The 22,146-nt window shown below is 44.8% G+C and carries 19 protein-coding genes and 1 other RNA gene; 18 read left to right on the forward strand and 2 right to left on the reverse strand.

Annotated features, from left to right (window positions below):
• The first annotated feature begins 271 nt into the window (after nt 1–271).
• From JEQ21_RS05650 to nadE, 7 genes are all read left to right on the forward strand, one after another.
• Nucleotides 272–1,612 (forward strand): DEAD/DEAH box helicase, encoded by a 1,341-nt coding sequence (locus tag JEQ21_RS05650; protein ID WP_199364484.1) that lies wholly within the window; start codon nt 272–274, stop codon nt 1,610–1,612.
• Between the two features lie 16 nt (nt 1,613–1,628).
• Nucleotides 1,629–2,387: an amino acid ABC transporter permease gene (locus tag JEQ21_RS05655; RefSeq protein ID WP_196091434.1), complete on the forward strand. Its 759-nt coding sequence runs from the start codon at nt 1,629–1,631 to the stop codon at nt 2,385–2,387.
• A gap of 10 nt (nt 2,388–2,397) precedes the next feature.
• A complete protein-coding gene (locus JEQ21_RS05660; RefSeq protein WP_196091435.1) occupies nt 2,398–3,141 on the forward strand; it encodes an amino acid ABC transporter ATP-binding protein in 744 nt (247 codons plus the stop codon).
• 14 nt (nt 3,142–3,155) lie between these two features.
• Nucleotides 3,156–3,347 (forward strand): DUF4059 family protein, encoded by a 192-nt coding sequence (locus JEQ21_RS05665; RefSeq protein WP_199364485.1) that lies wholly within the window; start codon nt 3,156–3,158, stop codon nt 3,345–3,347.
• Between the two features lie 78 nt (nt 3,348–3,425).
• A complete protein-coding gene (gene trxB, locus JEQ21_RS05670) occupies nt 3,426–4,337 on the forward strand; it encodes a thioredoxin-disulfide reductase (protein WP_199364486.1) in 912 nt (303 codons plus the stop codon).
• Between the two features lie 162 nt (nt 4,338–4,499).
• Nucleotides 4,500–5,960 carry a nicotinate phosphoribosyltransferase gene (locus tag JEQ21_RS05675; RefSeq protein ID WP_199364487.1) on the forward strand — a complete coding sequence of 487 codons (1,461 nt, stop codon included), beginning with the start codon at nt 4,500–4,502 and terminating at the stop codon, nt 5,958–5,960.
• Complete coding sequence (nadE, locus tag JEQ21_RS05680; protein ID WP_199364488.1) at nt 5,957–6,781, forward strand: ammonia-dependent NAD(+) synthetase; 825 nt, start codon at nt 5,957–5,959, stop codon at nt 6,779–6,781. The genes JEQ21_RS05675 and nadE overlap by 4 nt, the downstream gene beginning before the upstream one ends.
• A 92-nt stretch (nt 6,782–6,873) precedes the next feature.
• Here the strand turns inward: nadE and pbp1a are convergent, their stop codons facing one another.
• On the reverse strand, nt 6,874–9,084 hold the full coding sequence (gene pbp1a / locus JEQ21_RS05685) for a penicillin-binding protein PBP1A (protein WP_199364489.1): 2,211 nt from the start codon (nt 9,082–9,084) through the stop codon (nt 6,874–6,876).
• Nucleotides 9,081–9,680 carry a Holliday junction resolvase RecU gene (recU, locus tag JEQ21_RS05690; RefSeq protein ID WP_196967072.1) on the reverse strand — a complete coding sequence of 200 codons (600 nt, stop codon included), beginning with the start codon at nt 9,678–9,680 and terminating at the stop codon, nt 9,081–9,083. The genes pbp1a and recU overlap by 4 nt, the downstream gene beginning before the upstream one ends.
• A gap of 66 nt (nt 9,681–9,746) precedes the next feature.
• On the opposite strand from recU, the gene JEQ21_RS05695 reads away from it, so the two are divergent.
• The 11 genes from JEQ21_RS05695 (at nt 9,747) to rsmB (ending at nt 22,142) form a co-directional block, all read left to right on the forward strand.
• Nucleotides 9,747–10,280, forward strand: a complete 534-nt coding sequence (locus tag JEQ21_RS05695) for an SLOG family protein (protein ID WP_199364490.1) — start codon at nt 9,747–9,749, stop codon at nt 10,278–10,280.
• A 62-nt stretch (nt 10,281–10,342) separates the two neighbouring features.
• Nucleotides 10,343–10,711 carry a cell division regulator GpsB gene (gene gpsB, locus JEQ21_RS05700; protein WP_199364491.1) on the forward strand — a complete coding sequence of 123 codons (369 nt, stop codon included), beginning with the start codon at nt 10,343–10,345 and terminating at the stop codon, nt 10,709–10,711.
• Nucleotides 10,712–10,724: 13 nt separating this feature from the next.
• An RNA gene (gene rnpB, locus JEQ21_RS05705) (RNase P RNA component class B) lies at nt 10,725–11,091 on the forward strand.
• Between the two features lie 53 nt (nt 11,092–11,144).
• Nucleotides 11,145–12,305 (forward strand): THUMP domain-containing class I SAM-dependent RNA methyltransferase, encoded by a 1,161-nt coding sequence (locus JEQ21_RS05710; RefSeq protein ID WP_199364492.1) that lies wholly within the window; start codon nt 11,145–11,147, stop codon nt 12,303–12,305.
• Between the two features lie 16 nt (nt 12,306–12,321).
• Complete coding sequence (locus JEQ21_RS05715; protein WP_199364493.1) at nt 12,322–13,887, forward strand: cell division site-positioning protein MapZ family protein; 1,566 nt, start codon at nt 12,322–12,324, stop codon at nt 13,885–13,887.
• Between the two features lie 821 nt (nt 13,888–14,708).
• Complete coding sequence (locus tag JEQ21_RS05720) at nt 14,709–16,316, forward strand: ribonuclease Y (protein ID WP_196967417.1); 1,608 nt, start codon at nt 14,709–14,711, stop codon at nt 16,314–16,316.
• Between the two features lie 120 nt (nt 16,317–16,436).
• On the forward strand, nt 16,437–17,063 hold the full coding sequence (gmk, locus tag JEQ21_RS05725; protein ID WP_196091447.1) for a guanylate kinase: 627 nt from the start codon (nt 16,437–16,439) through the stop codon (nt 17,061–17,063).
• 27 nt (nt 17,064–17,090) lie between these two features.
• Nucleotides 17,091–17,405 (forward strand): DNA-directed RNA polymerase subunit omega, encoded by a 315-nt coding sequence (rpoZ, locus tag JEQ21_RS05730; protein WP_196091448.1) that lies wholly within the window; start codon nt 17,091–17,093, stop codon nt 17,403–17,405.
• Nucleotides 17,406–17,507: 102 nt separating this feature from the next.
• Nucleotides 17,508–19,886: a primosomal protein N' gene (locus JEQ21_RS05735; protein ID WP_199364494.1), complete on the forward strand. Its 2,379-nt coding sequence runs from the start codon at nt 17,508–17,510 to the stop codon at nt 19,884–19,886.
• Between the two features lie 20 nt (nt 19,887–19,906).
• A complete protein-coding gene (fmt, locus tag JEQ21_RS05740; RefSeq protein WP_233340770.1) occupies nt 19,907–20,836 on the forward strand; it encodes a methionyl-tRNA formyltransferase in 930 nt (309 codons plus the stop codon).
• Complete coding sequence (rsmB, locus tag JEQ21_RS05745) at nt 20,823–22,142, forward strand: 16S rRNA (cytosine(967)-C(5))-methyltransferase RsmB (protein WP_199364504.1); 1,320 nt, start codon at nt 20,823–20,825, stop codon at nt 22,140–22,142. The genes fmt and rsmB overlap by 14 nt, the downstream gene beginning before the upstream one ends.
• Nucleotides 22,143–22,146: the final 4 nt, after the last annotated feature.

The following is a 22,146-nucleotide window of genomic DNA, read 5'->3' on the forward strand; positions in this document are numbered from 1 at the left end:
GATATGCAGGAGTTAAATAAGCTTCTTGGAATTGACTGGACAAAGGGAGTTGTGAAGTTCGAGGAATTAAGAAATTATGCTAGAGGTTCATATACAACACGAAAATAATTAAAAAAGATAGCCAAACTCCTTGTCCCCCAAGGGGTTAGCTATCTTTTGTCTTTTTTAAAGTGATAAACTCGGGAACAAGTCTAGCTGTAATGGATTTTTCCAGCCTTTTTCCTTTTTCCAATGTGGTATAATAGTAAGAAGTTAAAAAAGGATGTGACGCATGAAATTTACAGATTTTCAATTTAAGGACTTTCTTCAGCAAGCCCTGAAGGCAATCAACTTTCAGCAACCAACAGAAGTACAGGAAAAATTAATTCCGGTTGTCTTGAGTGGGAAGGATCTAGTAGGAGAATCGAAAACAGGGTCTGGGAAGACCCACACTTTCTTGCTCCCTATTTTCCAAAAGTTAGAGGATCTGCCCTATACACAAGCGGTCATTACGGCTCCTAGTCGAGAGCTAGCGGACCAAATCTATCAAGCCTGTAAGCAGCTGGCGAGCTACGCACCCTTTTCTGTTCGCCTAGCTAATTATGTTGGTGGAACAGATAAGGCCCGACAAATTGAACGTCTATCTAAAAGCCAACCCCATATTGTGATTGGAACACCAGGTCGAGTCAACGACTTGGTGGACAGTGGTGATCTGGATATTCATCGGACTCAGACCTTTGTGGTAGATGAAGCGGATATGACTTTGGATATGGGTTTCCTAGAGACGGTTGACCAGATTGCTTCACGTCTACCTAAGGATGTCCAAATCTTGGTTTTTTCTGCGACCATTCCGCAAAAGTTGCAACCTTTCCTGAAAAAATATTTGCAACAACCAGTTATAGAGCAGATTGCTACCAAGACGGTTATTGCAGATACCATTGAGAATTGGTTGGTTTCAACCAAAGGTCGTGACCGCAATGCGTTAATTTACCGAATGACTCAAATGATTCAGCCTTACTTGGCCATGATTTTTGTCAATACAAAGGGCCGGGCAGAGGAACTTTATACGTATCTACAGGAGCAGGGCTTGAAAGTTGCTCGTATCCACGGAGATATTCCGCCTCGGGAACGCAAGCGGATCATGAACCAGGTGAAAAATTTGGAATATGCCTATGTAGTGGCAACAGACCTCGCAGCACGTGGAATTGATATTGAAGGAGTTAGTCATGTGATTAATGATGCCATTCCTCAAGATCTATCTTTCTTTGTTCACCGTGTAGGTCGTACAGGCCGAAATGGCTTGGCCGGAACCGCTATAACCCTTTATTCTCCGCAGGATGACTCGGCCATTCGGGATTTGGAGAAAATGGGGATTTCCTTCCTTCCAAAAGAAATGAAAGACGGAGCTTTTGTCGACACCTATGACCGGGACCGCCGGGCCCAAAGGGAGAAAAAACGAGAAAAACTCGACACTGAAATGATTGGTTTGGTTAAGAAAAAGAAAAAGAAAATCAAGCCAGGCTACAAGAAAAAGATTCAGTGGGCGGTCAACGAAAAACGCAGAAAAACCAAACGGGCTGAACGCCGTGCTCAAGGCCGTGCAGAACGGAAGGCTAAGCGTCAGACCTTTTAGGAATATGAGGTAATGTATGATCCCGAATCTAGGAATTAGTTTTTATGAAAATTTGATGAATCGTTTGCCTGATGGGCAACTCTTTAGTGTACGAGCAGTTTTTGATGGTCTACCTCGGATTTTAGAACGGCTGCCGATTACCTTGGGCTTGACCCTCGCGGGTTCTATCTTTGGCTTGCTCTTAGCAGTACTTTTTGCTTTAGTAAAGATCCGACGCGTGCGGATTCTTTACCCCGTTCAAGCAGTTTTTGTTAGCTTTTTGCGGGGAACACCGATTTTGGTTCAGTTAATGTTAACCTATTATGGAATTCCACTTCTTTTGAAAGCTTTGAACCAGAGTCTGGGAACCGATTGGAATATCAATGCGATTCCTGCAGTCGTTTTTGCAGTGGTGGCCTTCGCTTTTAATGAAGCTGCCTATGCCAGTGAGACTATTCGTGCTGCAATTCTTGCAGTAGATCCTGGAGAGATGGAAGCGGCGCGGAGTTTGGGTATGACAGAAAGTCAAGTCTACCGTCGTGTTGTTTTTCCGAATGCCGCTGTTATTGCACTGCCAACCTTGATAAATAATTTGATTGGCTTAACGAAGGGAACTTCTTTGGCCTTCAATGCGGGGGTAGTTGAGATTTTTGCCCAAGCTCAAATCTTGGGAGGAACTGATTACCGCTACTTTGAGCGTTTTATTTCCGTTTCTCTTGTGTATTGGGCTGTCAGCATCTTGATTGAGCAATTTGGCCGTTGGTGGGAACGCCGCCTAGCCATTGGTGATGAATAGGAGGCCTCAGATGATTTCAGTTACAGGTTTAAGCAAAAAATTCGGTAAACAAGTGGTTTTAGATAAGCTGGATGTGACGATACAGAAGGGGGAAGTGATTGCCTTGATTGGTTCTTCAGGGGCTGGTAAGTCAACCTTTCTTCGGAGTCTCAATTTTTTAGAAACCGCTGATGCCGGTACCATTCAAGTAGAAGATAAAGTGTTAGATGTGAAGACTGCAAGTAAGGAAGATATCTTGGCCTTGCGGCAACAACTGTCTATGGTTTTCCAACAGTTTAATCTCTTTTCTAGACGTACAGTGTTAGAAAATGTTATGGAGGGGCTGGTTCAGGTGAAAAAAATGCCTGTACCTAAAGCTAAGGATTTGGCCTTAAAAGAGTTGACCAAAGTGGGGCTGGCTGACAAGGTGGACCAGTATCCAAAACAATTGTCAGGAGGCCAGAAGCAACGGGTTGGTTTGGCTCGCGCCCTAGCCATGAAACCAAGTGTTTTATTATTGGATGAGCCAACATCTGCCTTAGACCCTGAGTTGGTTCGTGAGGTGGAGAAGGCTATTAGCCAGGCCGCGGATGACGGGCAAACCATGATTTTGGTCAGTCACGATATGGCCTTTGTCGAGCAAGTAGCCGATCGAGTTTTATTCTTAGAAAAAGGAAAAATTATCGAAGAGGGAACACCAGACGAAATTTTCCATCATCCTAAGCAGGAGCGGACCAAGGTCTTCTTGGCCAATTATCGTAGAGATGAGGTTTAAGGATGCTGGCGGAGATGATGAGGCTCTACTTTCAGAGCTTATTGATTACAACGGTCGGGACTCTGGTTCTGGCCTTGTTCTTCTACTTTCGTGGATTAGGAAAGGGACGGAGTAAGCGAGAAATGAGGCATGAGGTCTTTATTGCCTCTTGCTTAGTGATTCCGATTTTTTCCTTTGCAGTGATGGCCTTATTGATTGTGCTCTGATCTTCTTGAAACGGATTTCTTGAAATTGCTAAGAGATGGGACTATAATGACTGTAAAAGCTACAAGAGGAGAAAATCTATGTATGACACACTGATTATTGGGGCCGGGCCGGCTGGAATGACTGCTGCCCTTTATGCCGCACGTGGTAATTTGAAGGTTGCGCTCTTGGAACGCGGGATTCCAGGTGGGCAAATGAATAATACCGCAGATATTGAGAATTATCCAGGTTTTGCTAAGATTTCTGGTCCAGAATTAGCCGATCACATGTTCCAACCTTTGGAAGGATTTGGCGTGGAATATATTTTTGGCTGGGTTCAATCTGTTGAGGATAAAGGAGACTACAAGGTAGTCCATACAGACTCTGGGGATTTCCAAGCTAAGACAGTCGTTGTTGCTACTGGTTCATCCCATCGTCAGTTGGGGGTTCCAGGTGAAGCAGAGTACAATAGTCGCGGAGTTTCCTATTGTGCAGTCTGTGACGGAGCCTTCTTCCGTGATGAGGATATTTTGGTTGTTGGTGGAGGTGATTCGGCTGTGGAAGAGGCCCTCTTCCTTACTCAGATGGGAAAAACAGTGACCATCGTTCATCGTCGGGATGAACTTCGAGCCCAGAAAATTCTACAGGATCGGGCCTTTGCAAACGAAAAAATCCATTTTATTTGGGATACTGTGGTCAAGGAAATAAAAGGCGATGATCGGAAGGTTCAAAGCGTTGTCCTTGAAAATCTTAAGACCGGAACCGTGACAGAAGAGGCTTATGGAGCTGTTTTCATCTATGTTGGATTAGATGCTGTTAGTGAATTTGTATCTGATTTAGGGATTACGGACGAAAACGGATGGATTCCAACCGATCACGAGATGAAAACCAAAGTAGATGGTATTTATGCCATTGGCGATATTCGTCAAAAAGACCTTCGGCAAATTACCACAGCTGTTGGCGATGGAGCAATGGCTGGTCAGCAGGTCTATAAATATATTTCAGAATTATAATGATTAGGCTGGGTTTGTCTCAGCCTTTTTTGTTATGTAGATTCTAGAATGAACGTCCATAATGAAAACACTGTGAAAGCAGTGAAATCTTCCATCAATTCCTAGCTTTTTACAGCTTCCTTCATGTGGTATAATAGGACTAGTATTTTTGAAGGAGTCGATATGTATCCAGATGATAGTTTGACCTTGCATACAGATCTGTATCAGATCAATATGATGCAGGTTTATTTTGAACAAGGCATTCACCAAAAACACTCCGTTTTTGAATTGTATTTCCGGAAATTGCCATTTAAGAATGGTTACGCTGTTTTTGCTGGTTTGGAACGGGTGATTCAATACCTCCGGGATTTCCGCTTTACTGAATCAGATTTAAGTTATCTACGTGATCAGCGATACCAGGAGGACTTTCTAGCCTACCTTAAGAATTTCCGGTTAACCTTAACCGTTCGGTCCATGCAAGAAGGGGATCTGATTTTTGCGAACGAGCCCTTGATGCAGATTGAAGGTGAACTAGCACAGTGTCAGTTGGTGGAAACAGCCCTCTTAAATATCATCAACTACCAAACCTTGATTGCAACCAAGGCTGCACGAATTAAGTCTGTTATCGGGGATGAGCCGCTGCTAGAATTTGGTACCCGTCGGGCTCAAGAGATGGATGCGGCCATTTGGGGAACCCGGGCCGCATTTATTGGAGGGGCATCTGGAACCAGTAATGTCCGGGCTGGGAAACGGTTTGCGATCCCCGTGGCAGGGACCCACGCCCATTCACTGGTTCAAGTATACGGCAATGACTACCAAGCTTTTAAAGCTTACGCAAAAACCCATCGCGACTGTGTATTCTTAGTAGATACCTATGATACATTGCGGCTGGGTGTGCCTGCGGCGATTCGTGTCGCCAAGGAAATGGGAGATCGAATCAACTTCTTAGGTGTCCGGATTGATTCGGGCGATATTGCTTATATTTCAAAAAAAGTCCGCCAGCAGCTAGATGATGCAGGTTTTATCGAGGCGAAAATTTACGCATCGAATGATTTGGATGAGACGACGATTCTTAACCTCAAGATGCAAAAGGCTAAAATTGATGTCTGGGGTGTCGGGACCAAGTTAATTACAGCTTACGACCAGCCTGCACTAGGTGCAGTCTACAAAATTGTCTCTATTGAAGATGACCAGGGACAAATGCGGGATACCATTAAATTGTCAAGCAATGCGGAAAAGGTATCCACTCCAGGTAAGAAACAGGTTTGGCGAATTACCAGTGGCAGTAAGGGCAAATCCGAAGGAGATTACATTTCCTTTGCGGATCAGGATGTGAATCAGTTACCTGAATTGGAAATGTTCCACCCTACCTATACCTATATCAACAAACGAGTCAAGGATTTCCAAGCAGTTCCTCTTTTAAAAACAATTTTTGAAGATGGGGTACAGATTTACCAGTCTCCGAATTTGGTAGATATTCAGGCTCATGCGCGTACAGCTTTTGACAAACTCTGGGATGAGTACAAACGCGTTCTTAATCCACAGGATTATCCAGTAGATTTGGCCCGAGACGTTTGGGAAAACAAAATGGAACTGATTGAAAAGGTTCGCCGTCAGGCTATGGAAGAAGGAGTAGATGCATGAGCTTACAAGCAGAAATTATTCAGGCTCTTGGAGTAAAGTCCGCAATTGATGCTCAGGCAGAGATCCGCAGAAGTATTGAATTGCTCAAGAAATACATGGAGAAACATCCCTTCTTGAAAACCTATGTCCTTGGTATCTCGGGTGGACAGGACTCCACCTTGGCGGGTCGCTTGGCACAAATGGCTATGGAAGAGTTACGATTGGAGACGGGCGATCCCAACTATCAATTTATTGCTGTACGTCTTCCTTACGGTCAACAACTAGATGAAGCGGATGCGCAAGCAGCACTTGATTTTATCCAAGCAGACCAAGTTGTAACTGTGAATATCAAAGAAAGTGTAGATGCTTTGGTTGCAAGCTTAGAGTTTGCAGGCCAAAGTATTTCCGATTTTAATAAAGGCAACATCAAGGCTAGAGCCCGGATGCAGGTTCAGTATGCCATTGCAGGTGCGCAACAAGGGGCTGTGATTGGTACAGATCATGCGGCAGAGAATTTAACAGGCTTCTTCACCAAGTTTGGAGACGGTGCCGCCGATATCCTCCCCCTGTATCGACTTAATAAACGCCAGGGTCGTCAACTCTTGCAAACCTTGCAAGCGCCAGCTGCTCTTTACGAAAAAGTACCGACTGCAGATCTGGAAGAAGAGAAACCGCTCTTGTCCGATGAACAAGCGTTAGGAATTTCCTATCAAACAATTGATGATTATTTAGAAGGGAAAAGTGTTTTAGCTCAAGACCAAGCTCGAATTGAAGAACTCTGGTTCAAAGCCCAACATAAACGCCATCTCCCGATTACAGTATTTGATGACTTTTGGAAGTAATTTAAAAAAAGCTCAAGTTAATGCGAAACTTGAGCTTTTTGAGTATATTTGCTGAAAAAATCCCAGCGACTTATCGCTGGGATTACTCATTACTACTCAAAACCGAATTGATTTCTCCCCGTGTTGTTGGCTCCGTTTCCTTCACTTGAAGATGGTAGGTTGGGATTAGGGAAGGTTGTATCGAAACTAGATGAAGGAAGTGTTCCATCTTCAGTGGAAGATGGGGTAGAGCTACTAGAGCTTGATGGTAAATAGGTATCCTCATCGTCTTCGTCATCATAACGGTTGGTATTGGTGTTGTTTGGAACTTGGCGTGCACCTCGAGCAGCATTTGAAGTATCTGCTCCGTTTTTGAAGACATAACTTCCGCTGCGATAGAGACCGCTTGGCATTGGGAAGTCCTCGTTTCCGTTTGGATGGAGGTAGGCCATCATGTTCCGGTAAACGCTAGTCGCAACGTCAATACCACTATCGAGGACTGGTGTGAAGCGGTTATTGTAACCGGTCCAGACTGCCATGGCGTATTGTGGTGTGTATCCTACAAACAGCTCATCCGGTGCAGCGATGTAAGAACCAGCGGTAGAACGAGTCAGCAATGGGACTTCGTCATCTCCGTAGTTGGAGGTACCGGTCTTACCTGCTTGGTAGAGACCAGCGATTGCTGCGTTTCTACCAGTATTATGCGTTAAAACAGTTTTGAGCATATCGGTAACCATGTAAGCTGTTTGTTCAGACATAGCCCGATTTCCTTTATCTGTTAAGTCTTGGGAACTTCCATCTTGGTAAACCACACGATTGACATATTGCGGTTTATAGTAGGTTCCGCCGTTAGCAAATGCAGCATAGGCTGCAGCCATTTTCTCAGAACTAGCCCCGTATTGACGATCTGAAATCGTGGTGTTACTTGAGATGGCGTTGGCATAAACCATATCAGGATAGTTGATTCCTAAACCATTGAGGAATTGAAGGGAGTCTTCAAGACCGACAGCTTCCAAGGCCCGGACAGCCGGTACGTTCCGTGAGTCTTGGATAGCATATTGAAGCGTAATCGTTCCTAGATAACGGCGGTCATAGTCGTAAACGGGTGTGTTAGTGCCAGGGTAGTTATACGGGGTATCGTAAACGTAAGTTCCTGTTGAATCATAGATACCATTTTCGATTGCAGGTGCATAATCAGTGATAGGCTTCATAGAGGAACCAAAGTCACGATTGGTTTCAACCGCTTGGTTGGTTCCGAATGAAACGTTGTTGGATTGGTTTCGACCACCGAGTTGGGCAACAACGCGTCCATTTGTTACATCTACGATGGTTGATGCAACCTGCATTTCATCATCTGGATAGGCAACGTAATCATAGGTATTATAGATATTCCACAATTGCTGTTGAGCTTCAATATCAACGTTGGTGTAGACTTCCATACCAGTTGTTAACAAGTTTTTACCTGTTTCCGTTTCAACTTGTTCAATTACCTGTTTGAGGTAGTTATCCAAGTAAGCTGGGTAGCTTTCAGTCCTGCGGAGACTTTGAAGACCATCGGTAATTGGTGTGTTGATGGCTTGCTCATATTGTTCAGCGGAGATGTAATGCATGTCCTTCATCTCACGCAAGACCAAATTCCGACGTTCTAGGGCTGCTTCGGGATTGGTGTATGGATCGTATTGGTTAGGTGCCTGAGGCATTCCAGCCAAGAGAGCCAATTGTGGCAAACTCAAGTCACGGAGATCTTTTCCATAGTAACTTTGAGCGGCCGTCTTCATTCCGTAATTTCCGTTGGACATATAGACCTTGTTGATGTAGTAGGTTAGGATTTCCTGCTTGGTCGCTTGTTGCTCCAGTTGCATAGCTAGCCAAGCCTCCCGTGCCTTCCGGCTCAAGGTCTGGTCAGATGCAGCGGTAGAGAAATAGGTCAGCTTGATTAATTGCTGTGTTAGGGTTGATCCTCCCTGCGTTCCACTGCTTGTCAAGTTATTGAGGGCTGCTCCCGCAATCCGAATGGCATCCAAGCCACGGTGGTCAAAGAAGCGATGGTCCTCAATGGATACGATGGCATTGACCAATTCGACTGGAATTTCTTCCGGCGAAGCATTCTCTCGTTTCTCCGAACCCAAATCTGCAATCAAGTTGTTTTGATTGTCATAGATTTTGGAGGAAGTTGTCGCAATCAATTGTTCCTCAGACAAGGTCGGGGATGTGATTGCAAAATAAAGGAAAACCGCTCCACCCAAGGCAACCAATGCCAAGAAGAGCGATAGCATTCCGAGGACAAGAAATTTGCCTAGTCTCGGCCATGAAAAATTCTTCATTTAGACTTACCACCTATTAAATGTTCTTCGATGATTTCCAAATAGGGTACGCTAGGGAAGGCCCCCAAAGAAATCGAGTAGCCATGTTCCCGAATAAACTCTATAGGAAGAGACTTCCAATTATCTTGGAAGCTTCGTATGAGAGCTTCTGCCGGAAGCAGATAGGTCTCCTGCAATGTTGAAAAGTGGAGCAAAGCAAAGCAAATTCCCTCCTGTTCCAAGACCTGTCCCATATGCTCAATCTGGTGGGCGTGGAAATTTTTCAAAGGCATACCTGTTTTCTGCCGCGTTTCCTTGGCTTCAAAGTCGAGGTAATAGCCCTTATAAACTCCAGAGTAATCCGTAGTAGACGCTTGTCTAAAATAAGCCTCTACAATTTTAGCGCGGCTTCGCTGGGGATAGTCCACCCGGACAATTTGCACCGGCGTCGGTTTTTTATGAATCACAGCTAGCCCTTTTGTGAGATAATAGGAATTGGTTTCATTAAGCATGTTTTCGAAAGACATTCCCCGGTTGGCAAAATTGGTCCTCTTCTTTTGGGACCGAGGCAGGCCTGAACGGGTTTGTCTTGCAAGTTTGGACGGATACTGAACCATAAGCCTCCTTTTGCAACATTACACCCAACCATTATACCACACTTTAGAAAGAGGAACTGTTTTAAAATGGCGACATTATTAGCAGCAGGTTACACCAGTTTTGAACTGGGCATTTTTGGTACCAAGGATGCTCGTCTTCCAATCCTTAAAAGTCTTCTTAAGCGCACCTATCGTCGCTACCTTGAAGAAGGCATTGATTATATCGTTTTTCGTGGTCAACTTGGTTTCGATGCCTGGTCACTGGATGTTTTGGAAGAACTTCGAGCTGAAGGTTACGATTTTCAGATGGCTTGTGTTTTTCTTTTTCAAGATCAAGGAAAAAATTGGAACGAAGCCAATCAAGCAGTCTTAGAGCGTTTTAAAGGTCTAGATTATGTTGCCGCGGCATATGAAACCTATGAAAATCCGGGACAGCTCAAGGCCTACCAAGAACTTCTACTAAGGCATGCCCGAGAAGTTTTACTATTATATGATGAGGAAAGTCCAACTAACCTCAACTATTTGAGGATTGCAACCCAAGAAAAAGGAATCCCCTTACAATTGCTGGGTTTTTCCGAATTAAACGAAGAAGCGGAAAATTTTTTAAAAGATAATGGCTAGCCCTTGCTAAACTTACAAAAGATTTTATATAATTAGACTTATAAATCAGAACGGAGAGAGAGATGGCCAGTATTCAGTTTACCTCGAAAGATATTTTTGACAAAGATTTTAAGACAGCCGTAAGGGGCTATAATAAAGAAGAAGTTGATGAGTTTCTAGATGATGTCATCAAAGATTATGAAACCTATGCAGCTCTGGTTAAAGAATTGCAACAAGAAATCCAAGAATTAAAGAAAAAAGTTGCTAAACCAAGCCCCCAGGAGCCAGTACAACCACGGGTACAGGCACAAGCACCTGTACAACCGACTTATGCTCAGACAGCTCTTCCCAAGGAACAGGCGGTTTCAGTTTCCAATTATGATATTTTACGCCGCTTGAACCGTCTTGAGAAAGAGGTCTTTGGCAAACAGATTGTCGATAAAGGTTTGTAATCAAGAACGTGTAATTTTCGGATAATCGCATACTTGCTTGTCAAGTATGAGGAAAGTCCATGCTAGCACCAGCTGTGATGCTGGTAGTGTTTGTGCTAGGCGAAGACATAAGCCTAGGGACGAGAAATCGTTACGGCGGTCGAAAAAGCTAAGTCCACGGATAAGCTTTACTAGACCTGAAAGTGCCACAGTGACGGAGTTTTCCTGGAAACGGGAAAAGTGGAACGCGGTAAACCCCTCAAGCTAGCAACCCAAATTTTGGTCGGGGCATGGGATGCCTGGAATCCGAACGGAGCATCCTGACCGGGATACCGGTAGACAGATGATTATCGAAGGAAATAAGACCTAGTTATTTCCGGAACAGAACATGGCTTATAGAAAATTACACATAGGTAGCTAGCGTATGCTAGCTTTTGTTTTATAGAGGAAAAGTATGAAAAAAGAATTTCAAATAGTGGCAACGGCTGCAGCAGGTCTGGAAGCCTTGGTTGGGCGTGAGCTACGAGATATGGGAATTGACTGTCAGGTTGAAAATGGCAAGGTTCGATTTCAAGGCGGCCAGGAGGTGTTTATGCGCGCCAATCTTTGGCTGCGTACTGCTGATCGGATTAAATTAGTCTTGGGACAGTTTCCAGCCAAGACTTTTGAGGACCTTTATCAAGGTGTCTTTGCTATCGATTGGCAAGACTATCTTCCGCTTGGTGTTCAATTTCCTGTTTCAAAGGCTCGTTGTGTTCGATCTAAGTTACATAATGAACCTAGTGTGCAGGCGATTACTAAAAAAGCGATTGTTCGAAAGATGCAGAAAGTTTATGCGCGCCCAGAAGGTGTTCCTGTGCCTGAAACAGGCCCTGTATTCTCAATTGAAGTAGCCATTCTTAAGGATCAAGTTACGGTTCTGCTAGATACTAGTGGCGACAGTCTCTTTAAACGTGGTTACCGTACCGAGAAGGGAGGGGCGCCCCTCAAGGAAAATATGGCCGCTGCCTTAGTTAATCTTTCGAATTGGTTCCCAGATAAACCTTTAGTCGATCCCACCTGTGGGTCTGGAACCATTGTGATCGAGGCTGCAATGAAGGCACTAAACCAGGCTCCTGGTTTGCAGCGATCTTTTGCCTTCGAGGCATGGCCTTGGGTTGATCAAGCTCTTTGGAAAATGGTAAAAGAAGAGGCTAAAGCAGCCAAGAAGACGAATCTGGATCTAAGAATTATGGCCTCCGATCTTGACGGGAAGATGGTGAGCTTGGCCCAGGAAAATGCGAAACGAGCCGGTGTGGCTTCAAGCATTTCCTTTAAGCAAATGCGGTTACAAGACTTTCGGACAGATCTTATTAATGGCGTCATTATTGCCAATCCCCCTTACGGGGAACGCTTGATGGATGATGAAGGCGTGACCCGCTTGTATCAGGAAATGGGAGAAACGTTTGCTCCCCTGAAAACTTGGAGTAAGTTCATTCTGACTAGTGACAGTCAATTTGAGGAGAAATTTGGCAGTGTGGCGGATAAGAAGAGAAAATTGTATAATGGAACTCTAAGAGTAGATTATTATCAATATTACGGAGAGCGCGTGAGACGTTCGGAGAGTGAATCTTAATTAGAAGGAGAATCATATGTCGAAACAAGATGGAATTCCGCCGCAATCGGAACATGATGGCATCTTGGACCTAGAACAGGCGCAAGATCTAACCGTCGCAGAAGCGGTCCGCAAGAATGAAGAAAGTAAAGCGGGGATTGTAGTCGGGGATAATGCCTTGGACAAGTATATCAAGCAGCATAAAGATGAAATCCAGCAAGCTAAATTTGATACCCAGACCATTGACTTGTCCGAACCAACTAAGAGAGTTTCGGAGAACCTAAGCTCTGAGACCAGCATTCAAGTGGCTTCCACTTTTAACAGCGAAGCAATTTCTGAAGTTGCGGATAAGGTTGATGATTTGGGACAAACAACTGATTTTGACACGATCCCGGTGGAATCAGTTGCGTCTTCTATGGGGGCGGAAGAAGTAAACAGTGAGGTGGATGTGACAATTGCGGCTAGTCCTTCAGCGGTTTCAGCAACCGAGGAGTTTGCTGCTGAGGGGGCACGGCATATGGCCAACCTTCCTTTTTATAAGAAAAAATCCTTTGTATACTCAGCGGCTGTTGCTTTAGCGATTCTTGTTTTAGGTGGGACTAGCTATGCCTTGTTGCAACAATCGCAACAGTCTTACCAACAAACCACTTCATCTAGTTCCTCAAGTCGCTCATCTAGTTCGAGTTCGAGCCAGGATGAAAAGACAGTGGAAGAAAATTTGAAGGCCTTCAATGATTTGTTGGATACCTTTTATACTTCGTCAGAGAAGACAGCATTGAAGAATGCTGCCTTTGGAGATTTACCAAAACTACAAGAAGCTCTGAATAAGCTAAGAAATACCAAAGAGTATGACAAGGCTAAGGAGACTTATGACAAATTGTCCAAGGAAATCTCTGCTATTCAAGACCTCAATGCGCAGTTTGAGTCACCAGTTTTAGTTGATGGTGAAATTCAGGCAGATGCTAGACCCAAAGCTAATGCATCTTTTGGTGATATCGATAGTGGCAACGAGAGCTTAAACGCCTTAATTAAACAAGGCTTAGAGAAAGGCCGGCAAGAGGCTGTGGCAGCGCCAGCACCACAAACGGCTAACGCTGCTTCCACCGCCGGATCTGCAACGACAGAGGCACAAGCACCGGCTCCGACTGAGTCTGCACCTGTGGCACCCGTGCAAGCGACAGCTCCAGTAAATCCAGCACCTGCGACTACAACGATCTCTCCAGGTGGACAAGCCTATCCAGCAATGGTGGTTACGCCTCAAGCAGCAACAGCAGTTGTTCCAGCTGGTGGCGGCTACATCAACTGGGGGATTCCAATCCAACGTCAGTTGAGTCGTGTACCATATGATCCTGCAAAATTGGTGGACTCTGAAAATCAAGCTTGGTTCTTTACTCCGGGTGTACTGGAACGGATTTTGGATGATGCCCGTCGCAACGGCTACATTGTAGGCAACCAGTACATCCTGGAGCGAGTGAATATCATTAATGGGAACGCCTACTTCAACCTCTTTAAACCTGATGGAACCTATCTCTTCAGTATTAATGCTAAAACTGGTTATTACGTAGGGAACGCACCTGGTGGAGCGGATGCTCTTGATTATTAACATGTAGAAATAGGACTGGAAACATCATCCAGTCTTATTTTTTTGAAGAGTGGTGTGATGAGAGGATTAGAGGAAATCTATAAAGTGATACTCATTAAATTTCAAAATCTGACGTTGTCAAGCCTCTTCGGTGAACTTAAGTTCAACCATCATCGGCTTTCCTAGTCGGTTTTTTGAAATTTTTCGAGTATTCCGATTTTGAAGTTTGTCCAGTATGAAAAATATTAAAAAATTCTATTTGAAGAAATGAGGTTTGTGTTTTTAAAACCTTACAGCCTCCTCGTAATATAAGTTTAGCGGATTATTAAAACCCGGTTTGAACATTAATTATTGAATGTTTCCCAGAACAATAGAGCTATGGAATGGGCTCATGGTTGTTTCTTACACTCCTTGTTACTCAGTCCTCATTATTAAGTCTGTTACCCAGCCCTTCATTTTACCTCCAACCCACTTGTAAAAATAACAACAGTACAGAAAGCAAAGGTCTAGGGAGTTGCAAAGAGTCTCTGCAAGCTTTTTTGATTTTCTGAGTGAATATTTGAAGTTTATAGAGGTATCCTAGGTCCCTATTCCTATCGTAAGATCCTCCTAGAACTTAGCTTGTGATTCTTTGAATGTTTCACCTTTGAAGCTAACGTTGAATTCTTTTTCAAGTAAGAGGCTGTATAGCGATATTTTTTGGCTAAATCAAATTGATTGGTTTGCATTTATGGGACATTATATGTGGGATTTTTTGTATAAATGAACAATATAGTGATGATTTGTGATAAAATAGTAAAGAATGTAATAGAGCATTCAAATTGAAATAATGAGGTGAAAACGTGGTAACAATTGGATTGTTTGTTTTTGCCGTCATCATTGGTTTAGGAGCAGGAAGTGCCCTTGGTCTCAAAGCGACGGCCAAGAAGCAGGAGGAAGCTGCGTTGGCACTCTTAAATGCTGAACAAGAAGCGACAACTGTTCGTGGTCAGGCTGAGCGGGAAGCTAAATCCTTAATGAAGGAGGCGACGCGTGAGGTTAAGGCCCTTAAAAAGGAAGTTTTGCTAGAAGCAAAAGAAGAAGCTCGGAAGTACCGAGAAGATGTAGCAGCTGAATTCAAAACAGAACGTCAAGAGCTCAAGGAAACGGAAAATCGTTTGACTCTGAGAGCCGGTAGCTTAGATCGTAAAGATGAAAAGTTGGCTCGTAAGGAAGAGCTCTTGGATCAAAAAGAGCAGTCTCTTGGAGAACAGTCTAAACAAATTGATGCACGTCAGGAACGTGTCGCAGCCCTTGAAGATCAAGGGAGAGCAGAACTCGAACGTATTGCAAGTTTGACCCCAGATCAGGCCAAGACACAGATTTTAGAAGAGGTTGAGGTCAAACTCACTTCTGAGATTGCCAATCGGGTTCGGGAGGCAGAATGGGAAATCAAGGAGCGTTCCAATAAGGTCGCAAAAGACATCCTTTCACAGGCCATGCAACGCATGGCGGGAGAATTTGTTTCAGAACAAACGAACGCCATCGTTCACTTGCCTGACGACAATATGAAAGGTCGTATTATCGGTCGAGAAGGTCGTAATATTCGAACCTTTGAGAGTTTAACTGGGATTGACGTCCTCATTGATGACACTCCAGAAGTGGTTGTGTTGTCTGGATTTGACCCAATTCGTAGAGAAATCGCCCGGATGACCATGGAGGCTTTGATCAAGGATGGTCGGATTCACCCAGCTAGAATCGAGGAGTTGGTGGAGAAAAACCGACTTGAGATGGACCAACGTATTCGTGAATACGGGGAAAATGCAGCTTATGAAATTGGGGCACCCAATCTGCACCCGGATCTTATGAAAATGATGGGCCGCTTGCAATTCCGGACTTCTTACGGACAGAATGTTCTACGACATTCCATTGAAGTGGCCAAACTTTCGGGTATTATTGCCAGTGAGTTAGGTGAAAATCCAGTATTGGCTCGCCGGGCTGGATTCCTTCACGATTTAGGGAAAGCGATCGATCGTGAAGTAGAGGGAAGTCACGTTGAGATTGGAACGGAATTGGCTCGTAAGTATAAAGAACACCCTGTGGTCATTAATACCATCGCAAGCCATCATGGTGATGTCGAACCAACTTCTGTAATTGCAGTTATTGTCGCTGCTGCAGATGCTCTCAGTGCAGCCCGCCCAGGTGCACGCAGTGAATCCTTGGAAAATTATATCCAACGCTTACGTGATCTTGAGGATATCGCTACCGAATTTGAAGGTGTTCAATCCAGCTTCGCACTTCAAGCGGGACGGGAAATTCGCATTATGGTCAACCCAAGCAAACTAAAAGATGACCAGATGACCCTCTTGGCTCACAATATTCGTGAAAAAATTGAAAACAACTTAGATTATCCTGGAAATATCAAGGTAACTGTTATTCGCGAAACTCGAGCCATTGAATTTGCTAAATAATTGAGAAGTCCTTTCTTTGGTTCAAACCAAGAGGGGCTTTTCATTTAGATACAAGAAAATTGGTTGAAAATGGTAGTCATTTTTGATAGACTAGATTTTAAAGATATTGAAGGAGAACTCATGGCTGATCGCGGCTTATTAATAGTATTTTCAGGTCCCTCCGGTGTTGGGAAAGGGACTGTTAGACGAGAAATTTTCGAAAGTTCTGATAACCAATTTCAGTACTCAGTCTCCATGACCACCAGAGCTCAGCGTCCTGGAGAAGTCGATGGTGTGGATTATTTCTTTAGGACTCGCGAAGAGTTCGAAGAACTCATTCGCCAAGGTCAAATGTTGGAGTATGCTGAATACGTTGGCAATTATTATGGCACACCTTTGAACTATGTCAATGAAACCCTGGATAAAGGGATAGATGTTTTTTTGGAAATAGAAGTTCAAGGAGCGTTGCAAGTTAAGCAGAAGGTTCCAGATGCGGTCTTTATCTTTTTGACTCCGCCGGACTTAGATGAACTTCAGGGCCGGTTGGTTGGTCGTGGGACCGATTCTGCGGATGTCATTGCCCAACGTATCGAAAAGGCGAAAGAAGAGATTGCCTTGATGCGAGAATATGACTATGCCATCGTTAATGATGAAGTATCCCTTGCGGCAGAGCGGGTGAAGCGTGTCATCGAAGCGGAACATTTTCGCGTTGATCGCGTTATCGGCCATTACCAAGACATGGTGCGCAATACTGCGACCGTTCGTTAGTTTTTATAGAAAAATAGGTATTCCATTATGATGTTAAAACCCTCTATTGACACCTTGCTAGATCAAGTACCCTCCAAGTATTCCCTTGTTATTCTTGAAGCCAAGCGGGCTCACGAGTTAGAAGCGGGTGCGGAAGCGACTCAAGATTTCAAATCTGTGAAGTCAACGCTTCGTGCTTTGGAAGAAATCGAGGCTGGTACGGTGGTGATTCACCCTGATCCGGAAGCTAAGCGTGAATTGGTTCGCTTGAAGGCTGAGCTAGAGCGCAAGCGTCAGGAAGAAGAAGAGAAGAAAATTAAAGAACAAATTGCCAAAGAAAAAGAAGAAGGTGGAAAAATCTAAGCAAGGCAGCTTCTTAGACGTCCACAAAATGGAGGGAGTCAAAGGGGACACGTGTAAAAGAGGTCCCAGAGACTCCCTTTTTGAGCCTTTAAGGAGGTAAAGATGCTGGCAGAGATTATTGTAGATGTGCCGACGGGGCAAACCGATCGTCCCTTTACTTATAGAGTTCCAGATAAATGGCAGGAGGATATCCAAGTCGGGGTTCGTGTACATGTGCCTTTTGGCAATGGGAATCGCTTGATTCAGGGGGTGGTTATAGGCCTTAAGGGAGAGGAGAAAAAAGGGTTAGAACTCAAAGAGATCGTCGAAGTTCTGGATGAAATCCCCATTCTGAACCAGGAGCAGTTGTGGTTGGTGGAGCAACTACGTTACCAAGTATTTTCATTTAAAATCCAACTGCTCAAAATGATGATGCCCAGCCTGTTGCAATCTCAGTATGATAAATTGTACCTCCCCACTGATCGATTGGACCTGGCGGATGCCACTACCTTTTTTCCAAGCGGAGGAGGACGGCGTGCTTCTAAGCTGAGCCCTGAGGAGTTAGTCCAGGTACAAAAATGGGTAGCCAAGGGACAAGTTGAAGTGAAATATCTTGCTGAGGATCAGGCGACTCTCAAGTATGAGAAGTGGTACCGGACAAACCCTCAAGTCTTGTCAAAGCTTGAGATTCGCAAACAAGCCGTTAAACGGCTAGAGGCGCGTGAATTCCTTTTGCAACATCCAAATGAAGGTCGATTGACGGAACTGAATAAATTGTTCACCAGTCCAGTGACCAAGTACTTAACGGACGAAGGTGCTTTAGAAGTTTTTGAGAAAAGTGTCTCGCGGTCTGCCAGTTTTTTTGAAGGGGTTAAGCCCACTCAGGCCCCCAGGTTGAATGATCAACAAGCTCAGGCTAAAAAGAAAATTCTGGCTCATGTTGGGGAAGAAAAGACCCAACCCGTTTTGCTAGAAGGGATTACGGGAAGCGGGAAGACTGAGGTTTATCTGCAGGTTATTGAGGAGGTCTTAAAAGCCGGGAAAAATGCGATTGTCTTGGTACCAGAAATTTCTCTGACTCCCCAAATGACAAAGGGCTTTATTGGCCGCTTTGGTCAAGAGGTAGCCATTTTGCATTCGGGGCTTTCAGCTGGAGAAAAGTATGATGAGTGGTGGAAAATCGCCCATGGTCAGGCTCGCGTTGTGATTGGGGCTCGATCAGCAATCTTTGCTCCCTTAACCAATATTGGTATTATCATTATTGATGAGGAACATGAGTCGAGTTATAAGCAGGACACGAATCCACGCTATCATGCAAGAGATGTGGCATTGTTGAGGGCCCAGTATCATCAGGCTGCCTTGGTTTTGGGGTCGGCAACACCGAGTCTAGAATCGAGAGCAAGAGCCTGGCGTGGTGTCTATGATTTTGTTGAATTGACGCAGAGAGCCAACCCCAAAGCGTTGATTCCACAAGTCGAAGTCATAGATTTACGGGATTACCGGACCAGTAAGGAAGACCGCAATATTAGCCCCCCTCTTTTAGAAGCCTTGGAGGAAACTTTGGCGCGGGGAGAGCAAGCTGTCTTGATGCTGAATCGGCGTGGTTTTTCTAGTTTTATGATGTGTCGAGTTTGTGGTGAAGTTGATACCTGCCCTAATTGTGATATTTCCCTAACCTTACATATGTCTACCCGAACCATGAATTGTCACTACTGTGATTTTCGAAAAGGAATTCCCCAGACCTGTCCGAACTGCCAGAGTCGAGATATCCACTACTATGGAACCGGGACTGAAAGAGCGCAAGAGGAGCTGAATGAGCTTCTCCCTCAGGCTCGAGTTCTCCGTATGGATGTGGATACAACCCGAAAAAAAGGTAGCCACGAGAAACTATTGGGACAATTTGGTCGTGGGGAGGCAGATATCCTTTTAGGGACACAAATGATTGCCAAGGGATTGGATTTTCCAAATGTGACTTTGGTGGGTGTGCTCAATGCGGATACGGGGATTCACCTTCCTGATTTCAGGGCTGCTGAGCGGACTTTCCAGCTCTTGACGCAGGTGGCAGGTCGGGCAGGTCGGGCCAATAAGCCTGGTCGGGTTTATTTGCAGACCTACAATCCAGAACACTATGCGATTGGCTTTGCTTCCCGACAGGATTACGAAGGCTTTTATCAAGAGGAAATGCGTATTCGTCGATTAGCAGGCTACCCTCCCTATTATTTCACAGTGGCTTTGCATTTTTCCCACAGGGAGGCACGGGTCGTCGAGGAGATTGCCTATCGCACTCTTGGTCTCATTCGGCAGTACTTGTCTGCTGAGGTAGTGGTTCTTGGACCTACTCCATCGACCATTAGTCGGACCCACAATCTATACCACTATCAAATATTGATTAAATACAGGAAAGAAGCTGGTTTAGAAACGGCGCTTAACCGCGTTTTGGATTTGAGCCAGACTAAAGAATTTCAACAGGTTCGACTGACGATTGACCACGAACCCCAGTAAGGAAAGAAGAGGATTGATTCATGAATATCATTTTTATGGGAACCCCTGCCTTTGCGGCCACGGTTTTGGAAGGTTTGTTAGCAGATGAACGGTTTCAGGTTGTTGCGGTTGTTACGCAGCCAGATCGGTTAGTTGGTCGCAAGAAACTGCTGCGGACGACTCCAGTTAAGGAAGTGGCGTTAGCCCATGACATACCTGTATTTCAGCCAGAAAAGCTATCCGGAAGTCCAGAAATGGAAGCTTTGATGCAGCTGGATGCGGATGGGATTGTCACAGCAGCTTTTGGCCAGTTTTTACCAACAAGGCTTTTAGTTGCCTTTGACTTTGCAGTGAACGTGCACGCTTCCCTTCTGCCCAAGTATCGGGGTGGAGCACCCATCCACTATGCTTTGATCAATGGGGATAAAGAAGCTGGCGTGACCTTGATGGAGATGGTCAAAGAGATGGACGCTGGAGATATGATTGCGCAGGCTTCGCTTGAAATTGAGAAAGAAGACAATGTGGGAACCCTCTTTGAAAAATTAGCTATTTTGGGTCGTGACCTTTTGTTGGAAAAATTAGAAACCTATGCCAGAGGAGAAATTCAACCAGAGCCCCAGGATCCTAATTTAGTAACCTTCGCTCCTAATATCAAACCGGAGGAAGAGCAGTTGGATTGGAGTAAGCCCGCGGTGGCCTTGGTTAATCAAGTCCGAGGCATGTATCCTTGGCCAGTAGCCCATACCTTCTGGCAGGGGGAACGCTTAAAAATTCAAGAAACTCAGCTCGTTGATGGGCATGGGCCTGCGGGGCAGGTCATTTTCCGCGATAAGAAATCCTTGCATGTGGGGACTGGAAGTGGTGCCGTAGCCATTCTTCGTCTGCAACCCTTTGGTAAGGCAGCTATGCCTATTCAGGATTTCCTTAATGGCGTTGGACGGGAAGTAAAGGTAGGAGATCGCTTTGAGTAAACAAATAACGGCAAGGGAGCTTGCCCTTGAAATTCTTGAAGCAGTTCTAGAACAAGGAGCCTACGCCAACTTAGCTTTGAACAAGGCATTGAACCAGAGTCACCTTTCTAACACAGATAAGGCCCTGGTGACTGAATTGGTTTATGGCACCTTGACTCGCAAAATTACTTTGGAGTGGTATTTATCCTCTTTTATCCCAGACCGTGATCAGTTAGATTCCCCAGTTTATCCCGTCTTGCTCCTGACCCTTTATCAAATGCTCTATTTGAAAAAAATTCCAAATCGGGCGGCCATCCACCAAGCAGTTGACTTGGTCAAAAAACGCCTGCACTCTGCAGCTGGCGGCTATGTTAATGCAGTTCTGCGTAAAATTCAGGACCAAGGTGTACCTGATCCAGCTAGCATCAAGCGCCTTAATAAGCGCCTATCGGTGACCTATTCGCTACCTGTCTGGTTGGTTCGCGATCTTATTACTGAATACGGACAGGAACGTGCTGAAGCTATTATGGCCAGTCTTCTCTGGCGAAATCGAGCTAGCATTCGGATTCAGAACATGGCGGAAAAAGCAAGCTTGCGTGACCAATTGGATGCTAGGGACTCTGAGATTTCACCTTGCGGTTTGGTCAAAGACCATGGTCCGTTCGCTGCCAGCCAGGCTTTTAAAGAAGGACTCGTGACTATTCAAGACGAGTCCAGCCAGCTGGTGGCTCCCACTTTGAACTTAGAAGGTTGGGAACGCGTTTTGGATGCCTGTAGTGCACCTGGTGGGAAAACCACCCATATAGCTTCTTATTTGGATAAGGGGCAGGTGGTAGCATTGGACTTATATGACCACAAGTTGGCTCTGATTGAGGAAACTGCTCAGCGCCTGGGTTTGACAGATCGAATTAAAACCCAACGTTTGGATGCGCGTGCTGTTCACAAGGTTTTTCCACCTAGGTACTTTGATAAGATTCTGGTCGATGCTCCTTGTTCAGGAATTGGACTCCTGCGTCGTAAACCCGACATTCGATATCGTAAAAATCAGGAGGACTTGGACCAACTCCAAGCGGTTCAGTTGGAGATATTGGATAGTGTTTGTCAAACCTTGCAAGAAGGTGGTATAATAACGTATAGTACTTGTACAATTTTTGCAAAAGAAAATCAAGAAGTGATCCAAAAGTTTTTAGAAGGACATCCTGACTTTGAACAGGTTCCGCTCATTCATCCTAAGACAGAGATGATGGTAGATGGCTGTCTTCTAATCACACCTGAGTTATTCGGGACGGATGGATTTTTTATCAGCCAACTAAGAAAGAAATCCTGATTGA

The organism is Streptococcus sp. 121 (assembly GCF_016458205.1).
Lineage (GTDB): Bacteria > Bacillota > Bacilli > Lactobacillales > Streptococcaceae > Streptococcus.